This window comes from Halomonas sp. MES3-P3E, assembly GCF_002836035.1.
In the GTDB taxonomy this organism is placed as follows: domain Bacteria; phylum Pseudomonadota; class Gammaproteobacteria; order Pseudomonadales; family Halomonadaceae; genus Vreelandella; species Vreelandella arctica.
In genome coordinates, this window is record NZ_PJBT01000039.1 from 1 (window position 1) to 14,403 (window position 14,403).

Annotated in this window: 18 protein-coding genes; all 18 read left to right on the forward strand. The window is 60.9% G+C overall.

Going from position 1 to position 14,403, the window contains the following annotated elements; genetic code table 11:
* The coding region (locus tag CXF87_RS10220) for a hypothetical protein (protein ID WP_157826494.1) at nucleotides 1-354 on the forward strand (354 nt) is incomplete at its 5' end.
* A 22-nt stretch (nucleotides 355-376) separates the two neighbouring features.
* A complete protein-coding gene (locus tag CXF87_RS21600) occupies nucleotides 377-547 on the forward strand; it encodes a hypothetical protein (RefSeq protein WP_157826495.1) in 171 nt (56 codons plus the stop codon).
* Nucleotides 548-665: 118 nt separating this feature from the next.
* The gene (locus tag CXF87_RS10225; protein ID WP_101146566.1) at nucleotides 666-1,187 is read left to right on the forward strand and encodes a helix-turn-helix domain-containing protein; all 522 of its coding nucleotides are present in this window, start codon (nucleotides 666-668) and stop codon (nucleotides 1,185-1,187) included.
* Complete coding sequence (locus CXF87_RS10230; protein WP_101146567.1) at nucleotides 1,153-3,129, forward strand: phage terminase large subunit family protein; 1,977 nt, start codon at nucleotides 1,153-1,155, stop codon at nucleotides 3,127-3,129. The genes CXF87_RS10225 and CXF87_RS10230 overlap by 35 nt, the downstream gene beginning before the upstream one ends.
* Nucleotides 3,130-3,132: 3 nt before the next feature.
* Nucleotides 3,133-3,672 carry a hypothetical protein gene (locus CXF87_RS10235; RefSeq protein WP_198556044.1) on the forward strand — a complete coding sequence of 180 codons (540 nt, stop codon included), beginning with the start codon at nucleotides 3,133-3,135 and terminating at the stop codon, nucleotides 3,670-3,672.
* Entirely contained in the window at nucleotides 3,665-5,233 is a 1,569-nt protein-coding gene (locus CXF87_RS10240; protein WP_101146568.1) for a phage portal protein, read from the forward strand. Before CXF87_RS10235 ends, CXF87_RS10240 begins: the two co-directional genes overlap by 8 nt.
* Nucleotides 5,223-7,319, forward strand: coding sequence for a phage major capsid protein (locus CXF87_RS10245; protein ID WP_101146569.1), 2,097 nt, complete (start codon nucleotides 5,223-5,225; stop codon nucleotides 7,317-7,319). The genes CXF87_RS10240 and CXF87_RS10245 overlap by 11 nt, the downstream gene beginning before the upstream one ends.
* 61 nt (nucleotides 7,320-7,380) lie before the next feature.
* Nucleotides 7,381-7,686: a Rho termination factor N-terminal domain-containing protein gene (locus CXF87_RS10250; protein ID WP_198556045.1), complete on the forward strand. Its 306-nt coding sequence runs from the start codon at nucleotides 7,381-7,383 to the stop codon at nucleotides 7,684-7,686.
* Nucleotides 7,686-8,012: a head-tail joining protein gene (locus CXF87_RS10255; protein ID WP_101146570.1), complete on the forward strand. Its 327-nt coding sequence runs from the start codon at nucleotides 7,686-7,688 to the stop codon at nucleotides 8,010-8,012. Before CXF87_RS10250 ends, CXF87_RS10255 begins: the two co-directional genes overlap by 1 nt.
* Nucleotides 7,999-8,565, forward strand: coding sequence for a phage tail protein (locus CXF87_RS10260; RefSeq protein ID WP_101146571.1), 567 nt, complete (start codon nucleotides 7,999-8,001; stop codon nucleotides 8,563-8,565). Before CXF87_RS10255 ends, CXF87_RS10260 begins: the two co-directional genes overlap by 14 nt.
* Nucleotides 8,562-9,107 (forward strand): hypothetical protein, encoded by a 546-nt coding sequence (locus CXF87_RS10265; protein ID WP_101146572.1) that lies wholly within the window; start codon nucleotides 8,562-8,564, stop codon nucleotides 9,105-9,107. Before CXF87_RS10260 ends, CXF87_RS10265 begins: the two co-directional genes overlap by 4 nt.
* Nucleotides 9,104-9,679 (forward strand): phage baseplate assembly protein V, encoded by a 576-nt coding sequence (locus tag CXF87_RS10270; protein WP_157826496.1) that lies wholly within the window; start codon nucleotides 9,104-9,106, stop codon nucleotides 9,677-9,679. Before CXF87_RS10265 ends, CXF87_RS10270 begins: the two co-directional genes overlap by 4 nt.
* A gap of 2 nt (nucleotides 9,680-9,681) precedes the next feature.
* Nucleotides 9,682-9,879: a hypothetical protein gene (locus CXF87_RS10275; RefSeq protein WP_101146573.1), complete on the forward strand. Its 198-nt coding sequence runs from the start codon at nucleotides 9,682-9,684 to the stop codon at nucleotides 9,877-9,879.
* 57 nt (nucleotides 9,880-9,936) lie between these two features.
* The gene (locus CXF87_RS10280; protein WP_101146574.1) at nucleotides 9,937-10,275 is read left to right on the forward strand and encodes a GPW/gp25 family protein; all 339 of its coding nucleotides are present in this window, start codon (nucleotides 9,937-9,939) and stop codon (nucleotides 10,273-10,275) included.
* Entirely contained in the window at nucleotides 10,275-11,180 is a 906-nt protein-coding gene (locus CXF87_RS10285) for a baseplate assembly protein (RefSeq protein WP_101146575.1), read from the forward strand. The genes CXF87_RS10280 and CXF87_RS10285 overlap by 1 nt, the downstream gene beginning before the upstream one ends.
* Entirely contained in the window at nucleotides 11,173-12,261 is a 1,089-nt protein-coding gene (locus CXF87_RS10290; protein WP_101146576.1) for a phage tail protein I, read from the forward strand. Before CXF87_RS10285 ends, CXF87_RS10290 begins: the two co-directional genes overlap by 8 nt.
* Nucleotides 12,258-12,617 (forward strand): phage tail-collar fiber domain-containing protein, encoded by a 360-nt coding sequence (locus tag CXF87_RS10295; protein ID WP_101146577.1) that lies wholly within the window; start codon nucleotides 12,258-12,260, stop codon nucleotides 12,615-12,617. The genes CXF87_RS10290 and CXF87_RS10295 overlap by 4 nt, the downstream gene beginning before the upstream one ends.
* A 9-nt stretch (nucleotides 12,618-12,626) precedes the next feature.
* A partial coding sequence (locus tag CXF87_RS10300) for a hypothetical protein (protein ID WP_198556046.1) occupies nucleotides 12,627-14,403 on the forward strand: 1,777 nt, incomplete at its 3' end.

A 14,403-nucleotide genomic window follows, 5' to 3' on the forward strand; every position in this document is an offset into this window, starting at 1 on the left:
AGCTCCTGGAAGCTGTGGCTTGCACTGGCGCTCGTGGCTGGTGTTGTGGGTGCCGGGGCTTTGGGCCTGCGCCAAGCGCGCATGATCGGGGAGTTAGAGGCCGACGTGGGCGCCCAACAGGCTGTTATTGAGGGGTTGGGCTATCAGCTCGATCAGCAACAGCGCGAGCATGAGGTGGCCCTATCCGCACGTGACGCAGCGCTAGAGGCTGAACGTGCCCATGTGCGTGATGCGCAGGACAGGGCAGCAGGCCTATCCACCGAGATCGCCCAAGCGAGGGCTAGTGATGATGAGATCGATACGTGCATGGGGATGCCTTTGCCTACCCGTATTGCTGAGCGCCTGCGCCAGTGACCCCACGGTAGTGACTAAGCGTGTGCCTCAGCTACCACCCTCCGCCTACCTTGCCCCGTGCCCCGTCTCGCTAGGGGATGGCACCGTTGGTGCTGCACTGGAGGGACTGCGTGCCACCGTTGAGTGCGACAGGGCAGACAAGACTGCGCTGCGCGCGTGGGCGCTAGAGCACCAGCCTGATGCAGCTCGCTAGGCCTCTGAACTTTTTAGGTACTCCCGGCGGGGGTGGGGCCTGCGGGTAGAAGGAGTCGCGGAAGTTTGTGTGAGCGAGGCGCGTCAGATCCGGTTGATTGTTGTTGTTTGAGGAAGCCATGGCGTTCAAGGGAAAAGGAAAGGCAGTCAATCGCGAGGAGCTCGCCGAGGTTTTCGGCGTATCGCTCAATACCGTCACGAGCTGGATTCGCGGTGAATGCCCGTATGATCAGAAAGGCAGGCAGGGCAAGCCGTGGCGCTTCAATACTCGGGACGTGTCCGAGTGGCTTCGCGATCAGGCTCGCCTTGAGGCTGAGGGCGATGGTCCGCTAGACGAGTTTGAGCTGAAGATGCGCAAGCTGGCCGCCGAGACTTCTCAGGCTGAACTGGATCTTGCTACCGCCCGCCGCCTGGTCGCACCCATCGATGAGTTTGAGCGAGCTCGCGCGCTAGAGAACGCCACTGTTCGCGCCAACGTGATGAACGTACCCAGTCGCGTGGTCAGTCAGCTGATCGGCGAAACCGACGAGGCTCGCTTCAAAGAGGTGCTGGCCGCTGAGCTGGTCCAGGCGCTAGAGTCAGCCGCCGAAACCGACATCGAGCTAGATGACGAAGAGGGTGGTGACGGTGGCGACGATTGATGCAGCCCGGCAGTTTAGCAATACAGCGGGCGTGCTTCGGGCGCTAAAGCGTAGCGCCCGCCACCTAGTGCCACCGGCACCGCTTAAGCCCAGTGAATGGGCTGAGCAGAACGTGCGCATTCCTTCCGGAAACGCTATCCCCGGCATCATCCGTTTTGATAACGCGCCGTACCAGCGCGAGCCGATGGATATGGCCACGCACCCCGGCTGCTATCGCATCTCGCTAATGTGGGGCGCCCAGGTCGGCAAGACGCAGCTAGCGCTCTGCCTGCAGGGTTACGGCATTGCCCACGAGCCTCGCAGCCAGATGATGATGCAGCCCAGCCAGGGCGACCTGACCACCTGGTTGGAGACTAAGTTCAATCCCATGGTTGACGCTAACCCTGTACTGCAAGGCCTGCTCGCCAAGCCTCGCAGCCATGAGGGCGTGAACAACCAGCGCATGAAGTCTTACCCCGGCGGCTTTCTCATGTTCGCCTGGGCGGGCTCCACCAAGACCATGCGCGGGCGCTCAGCGCCGTGGATCGTAGCCGATGAGATCGACGGCTATGGGGGAACAGTCGAGGGTGATGAAGTGCAGCTGCTGTGGCAGCGCGCGGCCACCTTTGGAGATCAGCGCTTATTGGTTGAGATCTCGACACCCACCATCAAAGGCGAAAGCCGCATCGAGGCAGCGTATGACCAGGGCGACCAGCGCCATTTTCACGTGGCGTGCCCGCACTGCGATGAACATCAAACGCTGAGCTGGGGGCAAGTGTCGTGGGATCGCGATGACGATGGTGAGCACAAGCCTGAAACGGCGGGTTATGCCTGTAAGCATTGCGGCGCGCTCTGGAACGATGGCGCGCGTATCGCCGCGATCCGCACTGCCGAGAAAGTAGGCGCTGGCTGGAAAGCATCAAGGCCTTTCCGTGGCCACGCCAGCTACCACCTCAACGAGCTGTACAGCTGCTTTCGTCGCCTACGTGACATCGTGCAGTCGTTCCTCGACAAGAAAGCCGCAGGCGACCTGCAGTCGTTTATCAACGTCTCGCTGGCAGAAACCTGGGAAGAGCAGGGCGAGCAGGCGGAGGCGCACGTGCTCATGGAGCGCGCCGAGACCTTCAAGGCATCGGTGCCCTTCGGTGGCGTGGTACTGACTGCTGGCATCGATATGCAGCAAGATCGCCTCGAGGTCGAGACGGTCGCCTGGGGTTATGGTGAGGAGAGCTGGTCGATTGACTACACGATATTGTGGGGCGATCCGCTGCAGGATGATGTGTGGCGCGACCTGGATGATTACCTTGCCACCACCTGGACGCATGAAAGCACCGCGCAAATGGGGATCATCGCCGCGTGCCTGGATACCGGCGGCAGCACCGGCTATACGCAGCGCGCCTATGAGTACGCCCGAGGCAAGACGGGTCGACGCTTGTTTGCCATCAAAGGCGTGGGCGGATGGGATCGCCCGGTAGTGACTGCGCCGTCACGCAAGAAGACCGGGCGCGGCCAGCGCAAGGTTGATCTGTTCACTATTGGCGTGGATGAAGCAAAGCTAACCGTTATGCGCCGCCTAGCGGTAACGCAGCCAGGGCCCGGCTTTACCCATATCCCCGCCGATCGCGAGCCAGAATGGTTTCACCAGCTGACCGCCGAAAAGCTGGTGACCAAGTACATCAAGGGTGCCGCTAAGCGTGAGTGGCACCAAACCCGACCCCGTAACGAGGCGCTAGATTGCCGGGTGTACGCCTACGCCGCCTTTAAGATTGCATCGCCAAGCCTCAAGCGCCACGCCGCCCGCTTAGCTGAATACGAAAAGCCTGATGAAACAGAGGATCTGCCGCCATCCAGGCGGGAGGATAAGCAGCCGCAGGAACCACCGCCAGCGGAGACCAAGCCCCGCAGCCGTAAGACTAGGCGCAAAGCAACGCGCCCCGGCAGAAGCTGGGTTAACAACTGGTGACGCATGGCAGGCATACCAAAAAGCACGACAGCAGGCACGACGCTGGCGCTATCGCTGGCGCTGACTGCATACCCAGCGCCGGACTGGTCGGCAACGCTGATCCTGCGCGGCGCCCAGTCTATCGATCTCGCCTCACAGCCTGATGGCAAGCTGCACACCTTCACGACTGCTGCTGATGTAACGGCCAGCTGGAAGCCGGGTGATTACTGGTACAGCCTGCGCGTGACGGATGGTACCGAGGTGTATGAAGTCGAGACCGGCACACTGACGGTTGATCCCGACTTAGCAGCTGTCAGTGAGTTCGATGGGCGCACCCATGCCGAGCGTACGCTGCAAGCCATCGAGGCAGTTATCGAGGGTCGGGCCAGCAAGGATCAGGACAGCTACCGCATCAACAACCGCGAGCTGCGCCGCACCTCAATCAGTCAGTTGCTCAAGCTGCGTGATGTTTACCGTCAGGAAGTGCGGCGCCTGCGCGCCTCCCGCAGAGGCAAGGACACGCTGGGGCGTCAGGTGCTAGCGAGGTTCAATTCTAATGTTTAATTTTTTGCGCTCAAGCGCGCCGCCAACTGAAGCGCCTGCGGCCAAGCCATCCTCGACCGAGCCACCTTCGCGCAAGCGCTCTATCCCTCGCGCTATTGTCCGCAGCCTGCTAGGGCAGGCGCGAGCCGATCGCCTTTCTGGCGACCTGCCGAGCGTACCGGTACCGGCTGATGACTACATCACCAAAAACCAAAAGCCACTGGTAGCACGCTCTCGCCAGCTGGCGCTGACCAACGACTATGCCCGAGGGTTTCTGCGTCAGTGCCGGCAGAACATTGTAGGCCATGCGGGCATCGCGCTGCAGGCGCAGTCCAGGGACGCTGACGGCACTCTTGATGAAAGGGCAAACGACGCTATTGAGGCTGACTTCATTAAGTGGAGTGCTCGCGGCAACTGCGACGTTACCGGTCGGCGTTCGCTGCGCCAGATTCTTAATCGTGCCGTAGATGACGCAGCTACTAACGGCGAGTTCATGATCCGGATGGTTTATGGGCGAGATCTCAACGCCTGGGGCCTTGCTCTGCAAGTGCTGGACCCACAGCGCTGCCCGGTTGAGTTCAATCAAGACAAGCTGCCGGGCGGCCACTTCATACGCCAGGGCATTGAGCACAATCGCTGGGGCCGTCCGGTGCAGTACCTGTTCAGTACGCTCGACCCTTCCGAAGCTGATTACACCTACGGCGGGCGCCATTTCGTAAAGGTGCCCGCCAGCGAGGTCATGCACGGCTTTCTAGAAGATCTGGTTGGCCAGCGCCGCGGCCTACCTTGGATGGTTACCGCGCTGCTACGCATGCATCACCTGGATGGCTTCGAGAAGGCCGCGCTGGTTAATGCTCGCGTGTCTGCCGCCAAGGGTGGTTTCTTCGAGTGGGACGAGGGCGCGGGCCCTGTCGATGACGAAGACGACGCCGAGCCGCTCTACATGGACGCCGAGCCGGGCAGCTATCAAGAGCTCCCGCCGGGGCTAAAGTTTCGCGGCTGGGATCCTCAGTTTCCCAGCGGGGAGCTGGCGCCGTTCTCAAAGCAGACGCTGCGCGGCATCGCTACCGGTCTCGGCATTTCCTACAACGAACTAGCGAACGATCTCGAAGGGGTGAATTTCTCCAGCATTCGCCAGGGCAAGCTTTCCGAGCGCGAAAACTGGAAGGATCTGCAGGAGTGGCTGATTGAAGCGCTGCTCGAGCCGCTCTTCCATGCGTGGCTGCCCCGAGCCTTGCTGAAAGGCATCACGCTTTCCGGTGCCAATAAAGCCACGCTGCGACCCGGCCGCCTGGAGAAATACCAGGAGCACGCGTGGCAGCCGAAGCGCTGGGACTGGGTAGACCCCGACAAGGACAGCAAGACAGCGGCTCGCGATATATCAAACAAGATCAAGTCGCCCTCGCAGGTTATTCGTGAGCGTGGCGGCGATCCTCGCGCCGTGTGGCGTCAGTGGGCGCGCGACCGTGAGTCAATGATCGAGGCAGGCATTCCCGAGGCGCTTGTGGATGCAAGCCTGGGCGACCCCACCATGAATACCGGCGCGGCTCCAGCCGCAGGAGAGGCCAGTAATGAAGGATAAAAGCGAGACGCACGACCGAATGCACCAGCCGGCACTGCCCCAGTCGGCCGACAAGGCGCGGCAACTAGAGGGAACCCACCAAACGCGGGCCGTTACTGATGAGCAGCTGCGCAAACTAAAAGCCGAAGGCCTCCGCCGCGACATGGTGGTGGGCGAAGTGCGAGAGATTGACGAAGACAATCGCACTGTAGAGCTAGCATTCTCAAGTGAAGCAGAAGTGGAGCGGTGGTTTGGCATTGAAGTGCTGGACCATTCACCAGGCGCCATGCGCACAGAGCGTCTCGCGGATGGAGGCGCAACGCTGGTCAACCATGACTGGGATGACCATGTGGGCGTGGTGGAGTCCGTCACGATAGGAGCCGACCGGCGGGGCCGGGCAACCGTGCGCTTCGGGCGAAGTGTGCGAGCTTCTGAGGTGTGGCAGGACGTGGTCGACCGCATTCGTCGGCACGTGTCCGTGGGCTACTCGATCCACAAGGTAGAGATCGAAGAGCGCTCGGGCATGCCTGACATGGTGCGCGTCACTGATTGGGAGCCGCATGAAATTAGCATCGTCTCCGTGCCGGCGGATTCCTCTGTGGGCGTAGGTCGCTCAAAGGAACCACTGCCAGCGGAGTCGAGCAAGGGCGGGCCTGATACTGCTAGTAACGAAGATGACAGCGCTGCTGGCGCTACCAGATCACACCAGAAGGATGGCGAGATGAAAGAAAAAATTCTGCGCGACAAGAAAGGCAACTTGGTTCGCGCCAAGGTTAATGAGCAAGGCGAGATCATTGAAGTGCTCGAAATGATCGAGCGTGCTGGCGACGACCAAGCCCAGGCTCGTGATGCTGGCAAGCAGGCCGAGCAGAAGCGCGTAAAGGCGATTATGGATATGGGTCGCCAATACGAAAACACCGAGCTAGCAGCGCAGTACGTGAGTGAGGGCAAGGATCCCGAGGACTTCCAGCGAGCCTTGCTTAAGGATCTGCACGATAAGCGCTCCAAGCCTATCGGCGACCAGTCGGCTGCCTCCGCTTCCCGTCAGGCTGGCAATGTGGGCATGGATGATCAGGAAGTGCGCAGCTACTCCTTTATGCGCGCCCTACGCGCGCTGGCCAATCCGACCGACCGCCGCGCTCAAGAGGCTGCCGCCTTTGAGTTTGAGGCGTCCCGCGCTGCCGCTGACCAGATGGGCCGCGAAGTCGAAGGTTTAGTGGTGCCGCCTGACGTTCTGCGCCGTGCACTGAACACCAGCACTACCGGCACCGCAGCAGGCGATACTGGCGGCACCGTGGTTGATACCACGCTGATGACCAGCTCGTTCATTGATTTATTGCGCAACCGCACCGTGGCTATGCAGCTGGGTACCAGCATGGCAGGGCTAGTGGGTAACTTTGATATTCCCAAGCAAACGGCGGCCGCTAGTGGCTACTGGATCGGGGAGGATGAAGACGCGCCTGAAGACATGCTCGAGCTTGGCCAGATCGGCTTGCGGCCCAAGACCGTCGCTGCGCTCTCTGAGATCACGCGCCGCATGCTGATGCAGTCCAGCATGGACGTGGAAGCCCTGGTTCGTTCTGACCTCGCCACGGCACTGGCGCTGACTATCGACAAGGCGTTCTTCTATGGCACCGGTTCAGATAGCCAGCCGCTAGGCATTGCCAACACCTCTGGCATCAATGCGGTCAACTTCGCCACCGCTGGCAAGCCGACCTATGCCGAGTCGGTAAAAATGGAGAGCGAGATCGCCGCCGATAACGCAGACGTCAACAGCATGGCTTATGTGATGGCGTCGGCAATGCGTGGCCACTTCAAGACGACTGAGAAATTCAGCGGCTCGAATGGCCAGCCGATCTGGGAGCCGGGTAACACAGTGAACGGCTATGGCACTGAAGTTACCAATCAGATTGAGGGTGGCGACCTGGTGTTTGGTAATTTCGCTGACGCTCTAATCGGCATGTGGGGTGGCCTCGAGCTGACAACCGATCCCTACACCCACAGCTCTAAGGGCCGTCTGCGCATCGTTGCTATGCAAGATGTCGATATGGTGCTTCGCCGCGTCGAGTCCTTCTGTTTGGGCCGCTACGTCGCCCCTGCCCCTTAATTCCCGTTGAGTGACTGACAGGCCCGCATCGTGCGGGCCCATCCCTATAAGGAATCCCCCCATGAGCAAGAAGATTATCGACCTCAAGTGCACCAGCGCTTTTATGGCCAGCGGCAAAATGATCACGCCAGGGAAAATCGTTAAGGGCGTGCCTGCCGCAGATGCAAAGTCGCTGATTCGGCGCGGCAAGGCAAAGCCTCTTAATGGCGATGTAATTGAGGAGGGCGAAACTGACGAGGCTCCCGCTCTCGAAGAACTGACGGTTGACGAGCTCAAGGCCACTGCCGAGGAGTACGGCATCGAAAACGCATCCAAGATGAAAAAGGCTGAACTGATCACCGCCATTCAAGCCGCTGAGGCCGAGTAATGCCCGCGCCGGCCTGGGAAGATCTCAACGACTTTCTTGACGAAGAGGAGTTCGCCACGCCAGTGACGATAACTCGCGCCGATGGCGTAGTGCTTACCCTGTCCGGCATCTATGAAGATCAATATATGGATGCCCAGCTGGGCGAGTACGTGATGGATACCGACCGCCCTCGCGTCTGGTGCAAGCAGTCTGATGTGCCTGGCGTGCAGCGTGGCGACATTTGTGAAGTCGATGCCGCCACTTATGACGTGATGGGGCAGCCCCAGGGCGACGGTACCGGCATGGCCATGCTCGATCTTGCAGTGAGAAACGATGCTGGATTTTGATATTGAGGCCGACGACCTGGAGCGAGTCTCCAAAGAGCTCGGCGCGACAACCAAAGAGATCAGAACCTCTTACAATCGGGCGCTAACGCGAACCGCTGCCACGCTGCGCAAGCTCTCCAGCAAGGGCCTGCAGTCCCACCTGGGGCTGGCACGCGCCGCTGCTGTTCGTCGCCGCTTGAAGACGCTGCGCATCAAGCGTCAGGGCGGCATGAATGAGGTGCGGTTGTGGTACGGGCTGAATGACCTGCCTGTCTCTGAATTCAAAGGCCGCATTACCGCTAGCCGCACAGGCGGCGCCAGTTACTCCGGCCCCGCCGGTACCGAAAGCTTTCCGAAAGGGTGGGGCGGCACTAGCCGCTTCGCTCGGAAGCGAACCATCCTCGAGCGCGTGCGTGAATCTAGACTACCTATTCGAGAAGCCCAGATGCCGGTGAAGGATCGCGCCGATGTGTTTGTTGAAGATGAGATCTTCTGGAAGCTCAATGAAATATTCTGGCGTCACTTCCGTACCGATCTTGAGCGCCGCGTCAACTACTTGAGAGCCGAAGCATGAACGCTGATACCGAGATCTCACTCGACGCTTTGCATGAGGCGGTTATTGCCAGCATTGCTGACGCGTTCCCTCACCTGCAAACCGTTGAGGACTACCCCGACGACAAGCGGCGCATCAACGCGCCGGCGGCGCTGATAGAGCTTACTGAAATGACTGCGGCGCCGGACGATGATCCCGGTACCGGCCAGCTGGCGCTTGAGCTGCAGTTCGAGCTGCGCTACATCGTCGGTTTTCGTGGTGCCAATCAGGGGCGCTTGATCCGCAGCAACGCTGCAGCGCTGGCGCATTTCATCCAGCACAACCAGTGGGGGCTCCCGATCGAGGGCGCTCGCGTGATGGTGTGCGAGCCGGACGCCTTTTCTCCGGAGCTTGATCAATACCATGTCTGGCGCATCGAGTGGGCGCAGGTTGTGCACATTGGTGAGAATGAATGGATCGATGACGGCACGCCGCCTAGCGAAGTATGGGTAGGCGTTTCGCCCCTGATCGGCACTGAAAATGAAGAATTCTATACACGCCAAGACGGTGAGGAGGGCGCGTGAATCAGGATCGCCGAATAAACGAGCTTGAGCGGCGGCTTAACAATTTGCTGATGATTGGCACTGTCGCCGAAGTAGACCCCGAGCAAGCGCGCTGCCGTGTTCAGGTCGGCGAGATCAAGACAGCATGGCTGCTCTGGATGACGCCAAGCGCAAGCGAGGATCGCACCTGGTGGGCGCCAAGTGCGGGCGAGCAAGTGATGGTGCTATCGCCGAGCGGTGAGACCGCCCAAGGCGTCGTGCTGCCCGCTATCAATCAGCGGGCGCACCCTGCTCCCTCCAGCAATCCTGATGTAATTGGCCGCTGGCTTCCGGACGGTACGCGGCTTGAGTACGACAGCGAAAACAGTCGGCTGCTGATTCATTGCGTGGGCGATATTCACCTGGAGGTGGTGGGCGACCTATCGGCCAATGTTGGTGGCGACATGAAGGCGACTGTGGCGGGCGTGGCGACTGTGGACGCCGAAAGCATTCACCATAACGGTGGTAGTTCGGTTGTGACCACCGCGCACATTTGCCACTTCACGGGCAACCCTCACGGCGATGGGTCCTCAACAGTCACTGCGGGGAAATAGTCATGGCATTGAGTAAAAGCGCTCTCAAAGGGCGCATTGTCAGCGAAATGCAGGCGCAAGGCGCGACTGCCAGCGGCGAGTATTCCTGGGTTAACAAGCTCGCAGAGGCCGTGGCAAATGCCGTGGTCGATGAGGTGCAAAGCAACGCAGAGGTTCCGGTTGCCGGCGGATCGTCGTCGGGCACGTACAAGGTTCAGTAACCCCGCCAGAACCACCGCCAGCGGAGAGCCCTTCGAAGCTGGCGCATCCTTCCTAGCATGAACGGCATCAATGCGCAGACCGGGCGCGCTCTTTCCGGCATCGACCATTTGCGGCAATCGCTGCGCGACATCCTGACAACGCCGATCGGCACTCGGGTGATGCGTCGTGACTATGGCTCGCGCCTCTATCAGCTAGTGGACGCGCCCATGAATAACGCCACCTTAATCGACCTCTACGCGGCCACCGCCGAAGCCGTTGCCCGTTGGGAGCCACGCTTCAAGCTCACTCGCGTTCGCGCGGCCAGCGCATCACCTGGTCATGTCGTGCTGGATCTGCAGGGCGAATACCTGCCGACCGGGCAAACAATCAACCTTGACGGCATACAGGTGAGCTGATGAGCACGCCCATCGATCTATCCAAGCTGCCCGCCCCGACGATCATTGACCCGCTCGACTTTGAACAGCTATTTGAAGAGCGCAAAGCGCTGCTGATCGAGCTAACGCCCGAAGCCGAGCGTGAAGAACTGGCCGAAACGCTGCAGCTAGAAAGCGAGCCGCTGGTCAAATTTCTGCAAGAGTCCGCCTACCGCGAACTGATTCTCCGGCAGCTCCATAATGAGCGCACGCGGTCGCTGCTGCTCGCCTACGCCGAAGGCACCATACTGAATCACATCGGCGTCACCTACTACATGACCGAGCGCCTCACCCTGCATGAGGCTGACCCCGACGCCATCCCGCCAGTAGAGGCGGTGATGGAGAATGATGACGACTACAAGCGCCGCATTCTGCTAGCCCATGACGCATTCAGCACTGCCGGTGGCCGCAACGCCTACCGCTACTACGCGCTTGGTGCTGACCCGCAGGTTAAAGACGCTGACGCCATCCGCCCGCTAGCAGGCATGGTTCAGGTGTACGTGCTCTCACGCGAAGACGATGGCGAGGCATCGCTCGCGCTAATTGCAGCGGTTGAGAGCGCCTTGAATGAAGACGACGTGCGCCCGCTAAGCGACACCGTCCGCGTCACCAGTGCCAGCGTGCTCAGCTTTGCAGTCAGTGCCGCCCTTGAGCTGCGCAATGGACCCGATGCCGACGTAGTGCGCGAAGAGGCCATCGCCGCCGCGCGCGATTACGTCAACCAACGGCACGCCCTCGGCGAAGTGATTGTTGCGGGCGCCCTGGAATCCCGCCTTTACGTGCCCGGCGTCGAGCGCGTCACCATGGCATCACCGCTGCAAGACATTGGCGGCGATGCCAGCGAGGCGCCGTATTGCACCGCTATCGAGGTGACCGTCAGTGGCTAGCCTGCTCCCGCCCAACACCACGCGCCTAGAGCGCCGAATCGAAGCCGCCGATGCACTTATCGAGCGCGCCGACGCCCCATTAGGCACCGTCTGGAATGCCCAGACCCAGCCCGCCCACATGCTGCCCTGGCTCGCCTGGGCGGTTGGGGTGGATGACTGGGATAGTCAGTGGGAAGAACAGCAAAAGCGTGACGCCATCGACGAAGCCATCCCCATCCGCCGCAAGCGCGGCACCGTGTGGGCGGTCAAGCGCGCACTGGAAGTGCTGGGCTATAGCGATGTTGAGCTACTTGAACACACCGGCCAGCGTGAAAAGTGGATCGCCGCCGGCGGCTTACTGCTAGACGGTAGCTGGCTGCTGGATAGCCGCTCCATGCTGGTCGAAAACGCCCCGCGTGTAGTGACGACGCATTGGGCGCAATACGCCCTAGCGTTCAATATCAACGACGCCCCCTTTACAGCCCGAAGCCAGCGCCGTCTCCGCCGTCGTGTCGAAGCGGCCGCTCCGGTGCGCTCCGAATTAATCGCCCTTATCTACCGCTACGCCGCCGAGTTTGACGCCCGAATCTGGTTATCCACACCGCAGATGCGCATTCGCCAGAACTACACCGGCTGCCGTGGCGAGCAAGTGCACCGCGCCCGGCTGTTGAGCGGCTGCTGGTCGCTTAGCGGTGATTACATGCCGCGCCTGTTGAATAAAGCCAAGCGCCTTGATGGTAGCTGGCAGCTCACCGGCCAAGCACCGGTAGGCGAGCCGCTAAATCATGGCTGGGGAACAGTGGCCACGCGCGTCAAGCAGCGCACCGTCATGGCCCTGCAATCACAAAGCCGCAACCACTGGACGCTGGGCGAAGTCGAGGTCGACCGCCTCGACGGCACCTGGAAGCTAAACGAAGTCGTCGATGGCCACCGAAAGCTAGACGGTAGCTGGCCGCTTTCCGTTGGTCGCCTCACTCAGCGCCGCCGCCCCAAGCTCAATGGCGCTCGCACCCTGGGCGGTACGCAAACCCTTAACAGCATCGGCACCACTGCCCGCGCGGTAATGCGTGACCGCCGCATCAAAACGGAGATCCGCCTGTGAGTGACGTTATACCCGCCAATAAACAGTTCCGCGCCAAAGTCGCCGCCGCCGTGGCAGCGGGTACCGCGCCGCCCAGCATCACCCATGCCGCATGGGGTACCAACGGCGACCCGGCCAGTGACGATGATCAAGCGCTTGGTGAAGAAGTGCACCGCCAGCCGGTGGATAGCGCGACGGCTCAAGACACGCTGCTAACCGTGCTCGCCACGTTGCAGGGCGCCGACGTAGTCGGCTACGCCGTGCGCGAGATCGCCATTATCGACAGCGACGGCGACCTCGCAGGCCGCCGCGCGTTCCGCCCGCTTGAGCTAGAACCGGGCACCGAAATTGAAACCACACTAACCCTGCAGTTTTAAGGAGGCATCATGGCCGACTATCTAACCGTAAGCAGCGAGCCCAGCTTTAGCGAAGTGCTGGGCGCGGTCACTGAAAACGATCCCGCCCACCCTGACACCTGGAACCCGCAGTATCACGCGCTCTTGGAAAACGACCACTGGCTCCGCGCCGCCATCCTGGCCACCCAAGGCCAAGTGGAAGACATTCTCGGCAGCGACCCGATCAACCTATCGGATCGCCTCGACGCCCTGGTCGAATACGGCGCCCAGCGCGTGTTTGTTGAGCGCCGCGAACAAGTGCCCGAGCTAACGGTGGTAAGCGCCGTGGGCGGTGATGATTCCATCGACCTGGAAACCAGTGAAGGAATCGAAGTCGGCCAGCACTACTTTATTAACGATGCCGGTAACGTGCAGATTGTCCGCGTCGCCGAGATCCTTTCGGGCCAGCGCATCACCCTAACCACTACGCTCACCAGTACCGTCGCCAGCGGTTCCAAGCTAGGCCGTTTAGCGCCGGAGGACTACCTTTCCCCCGAGCTGGCAGACATGGAGCGCGGCGCCTACCTGCACGCCCAGGGCGAAGGGCTAAGCGCTCGCTACTGGACAGGTAGTGCATGGCAAAACCTAACCCAGCGCGCTGACGGCAGTTGGGATATTCCCAGCAACATCACCCGCGTCCGCGTGACCGGCACCATTAGCCGCGTGGCCATCATTACCGCCCTGCCCATTGGCGTGACACGCCGCCCCCAAAACATCACGCCCGCCGAAGGCGCGACCGGCGTCACCGCAACGCCCACGCTAACCGGCGCGCCCTATTACCCATTGTATGGCGTCCCGCAGAAGCGTCGTCGCTTTTGGGTATATGAGCCGGGCGGCGATGTGCCGATCTATGAATCCGACGAAGTGCCGACTGGTGATACGCCTATCGTCTCGCACACGGTAGTCACGCCGATCAGCATTGGCGCGGATCACGAGTGGCAGTACCAAGATGAAAATGTCGAGGACGAATGGGGCCAACGCTCGCCGCGCACTCGCTTCGGCACGGCCAATACCTACGTGGCAGCGCCCAGCGTCACATCACCACTAGGCGGCGCGACGGACATCCCGGAGCAACCGGTCATCGAGCTGTCAGCGTTCAGCGTGGTCAACGGCAGTGACACCCATGAAGCCACTTCGCTGCGAGTGAAAGATGACACCGGCGCAATCGTCTATCTGCTCGACCGATCCACCAGCCAGCTAAATAGCATCACCATTCCAGAAGGCATCCTACAGCCCGGCGAGCGGGTCTATACCTTCGAGCCACGCCACCACGGTGAAGCTTACGGGGACTCAGCATGGGGTGCGGCAACCAGCGTCACCACGGCAGCCAGCTTTGTGCCTGACTTTGAAAGCGAGTTCGGCGTACCTTACGGCGGCGGCTATGTCGCGGGCACCATCGTGTCGGATTACGACGGCCAAACCTATGGGCTAGTCGTCTCGGACGGTGGCGGTGATAGCGCACAGACAGGCGATGGCACAAAGATGTGGCGCACGTCGCAGACCGCCGTTAGTAACACCGACGGGGTGCCGCCTCGGACTCTCGCCGACGGTCGCGCAAACCATAACGCTATTTTGGCGCTCGGCAACCTGACCCAATTCCCAGCCTTCCAATGGGTGGAGGAAAACTGCAATAGCGGTGCGGGCCTAAACGGCCATAACGATTGGTACCCGCCATCCAAGAATGAGCTGGATGTTATTCAAGAGCGGTTTGCACAAAACGCCACCTCGCCACCGGCTGGCTTTGAGGCGGGCGGGCCTGACGCATTCG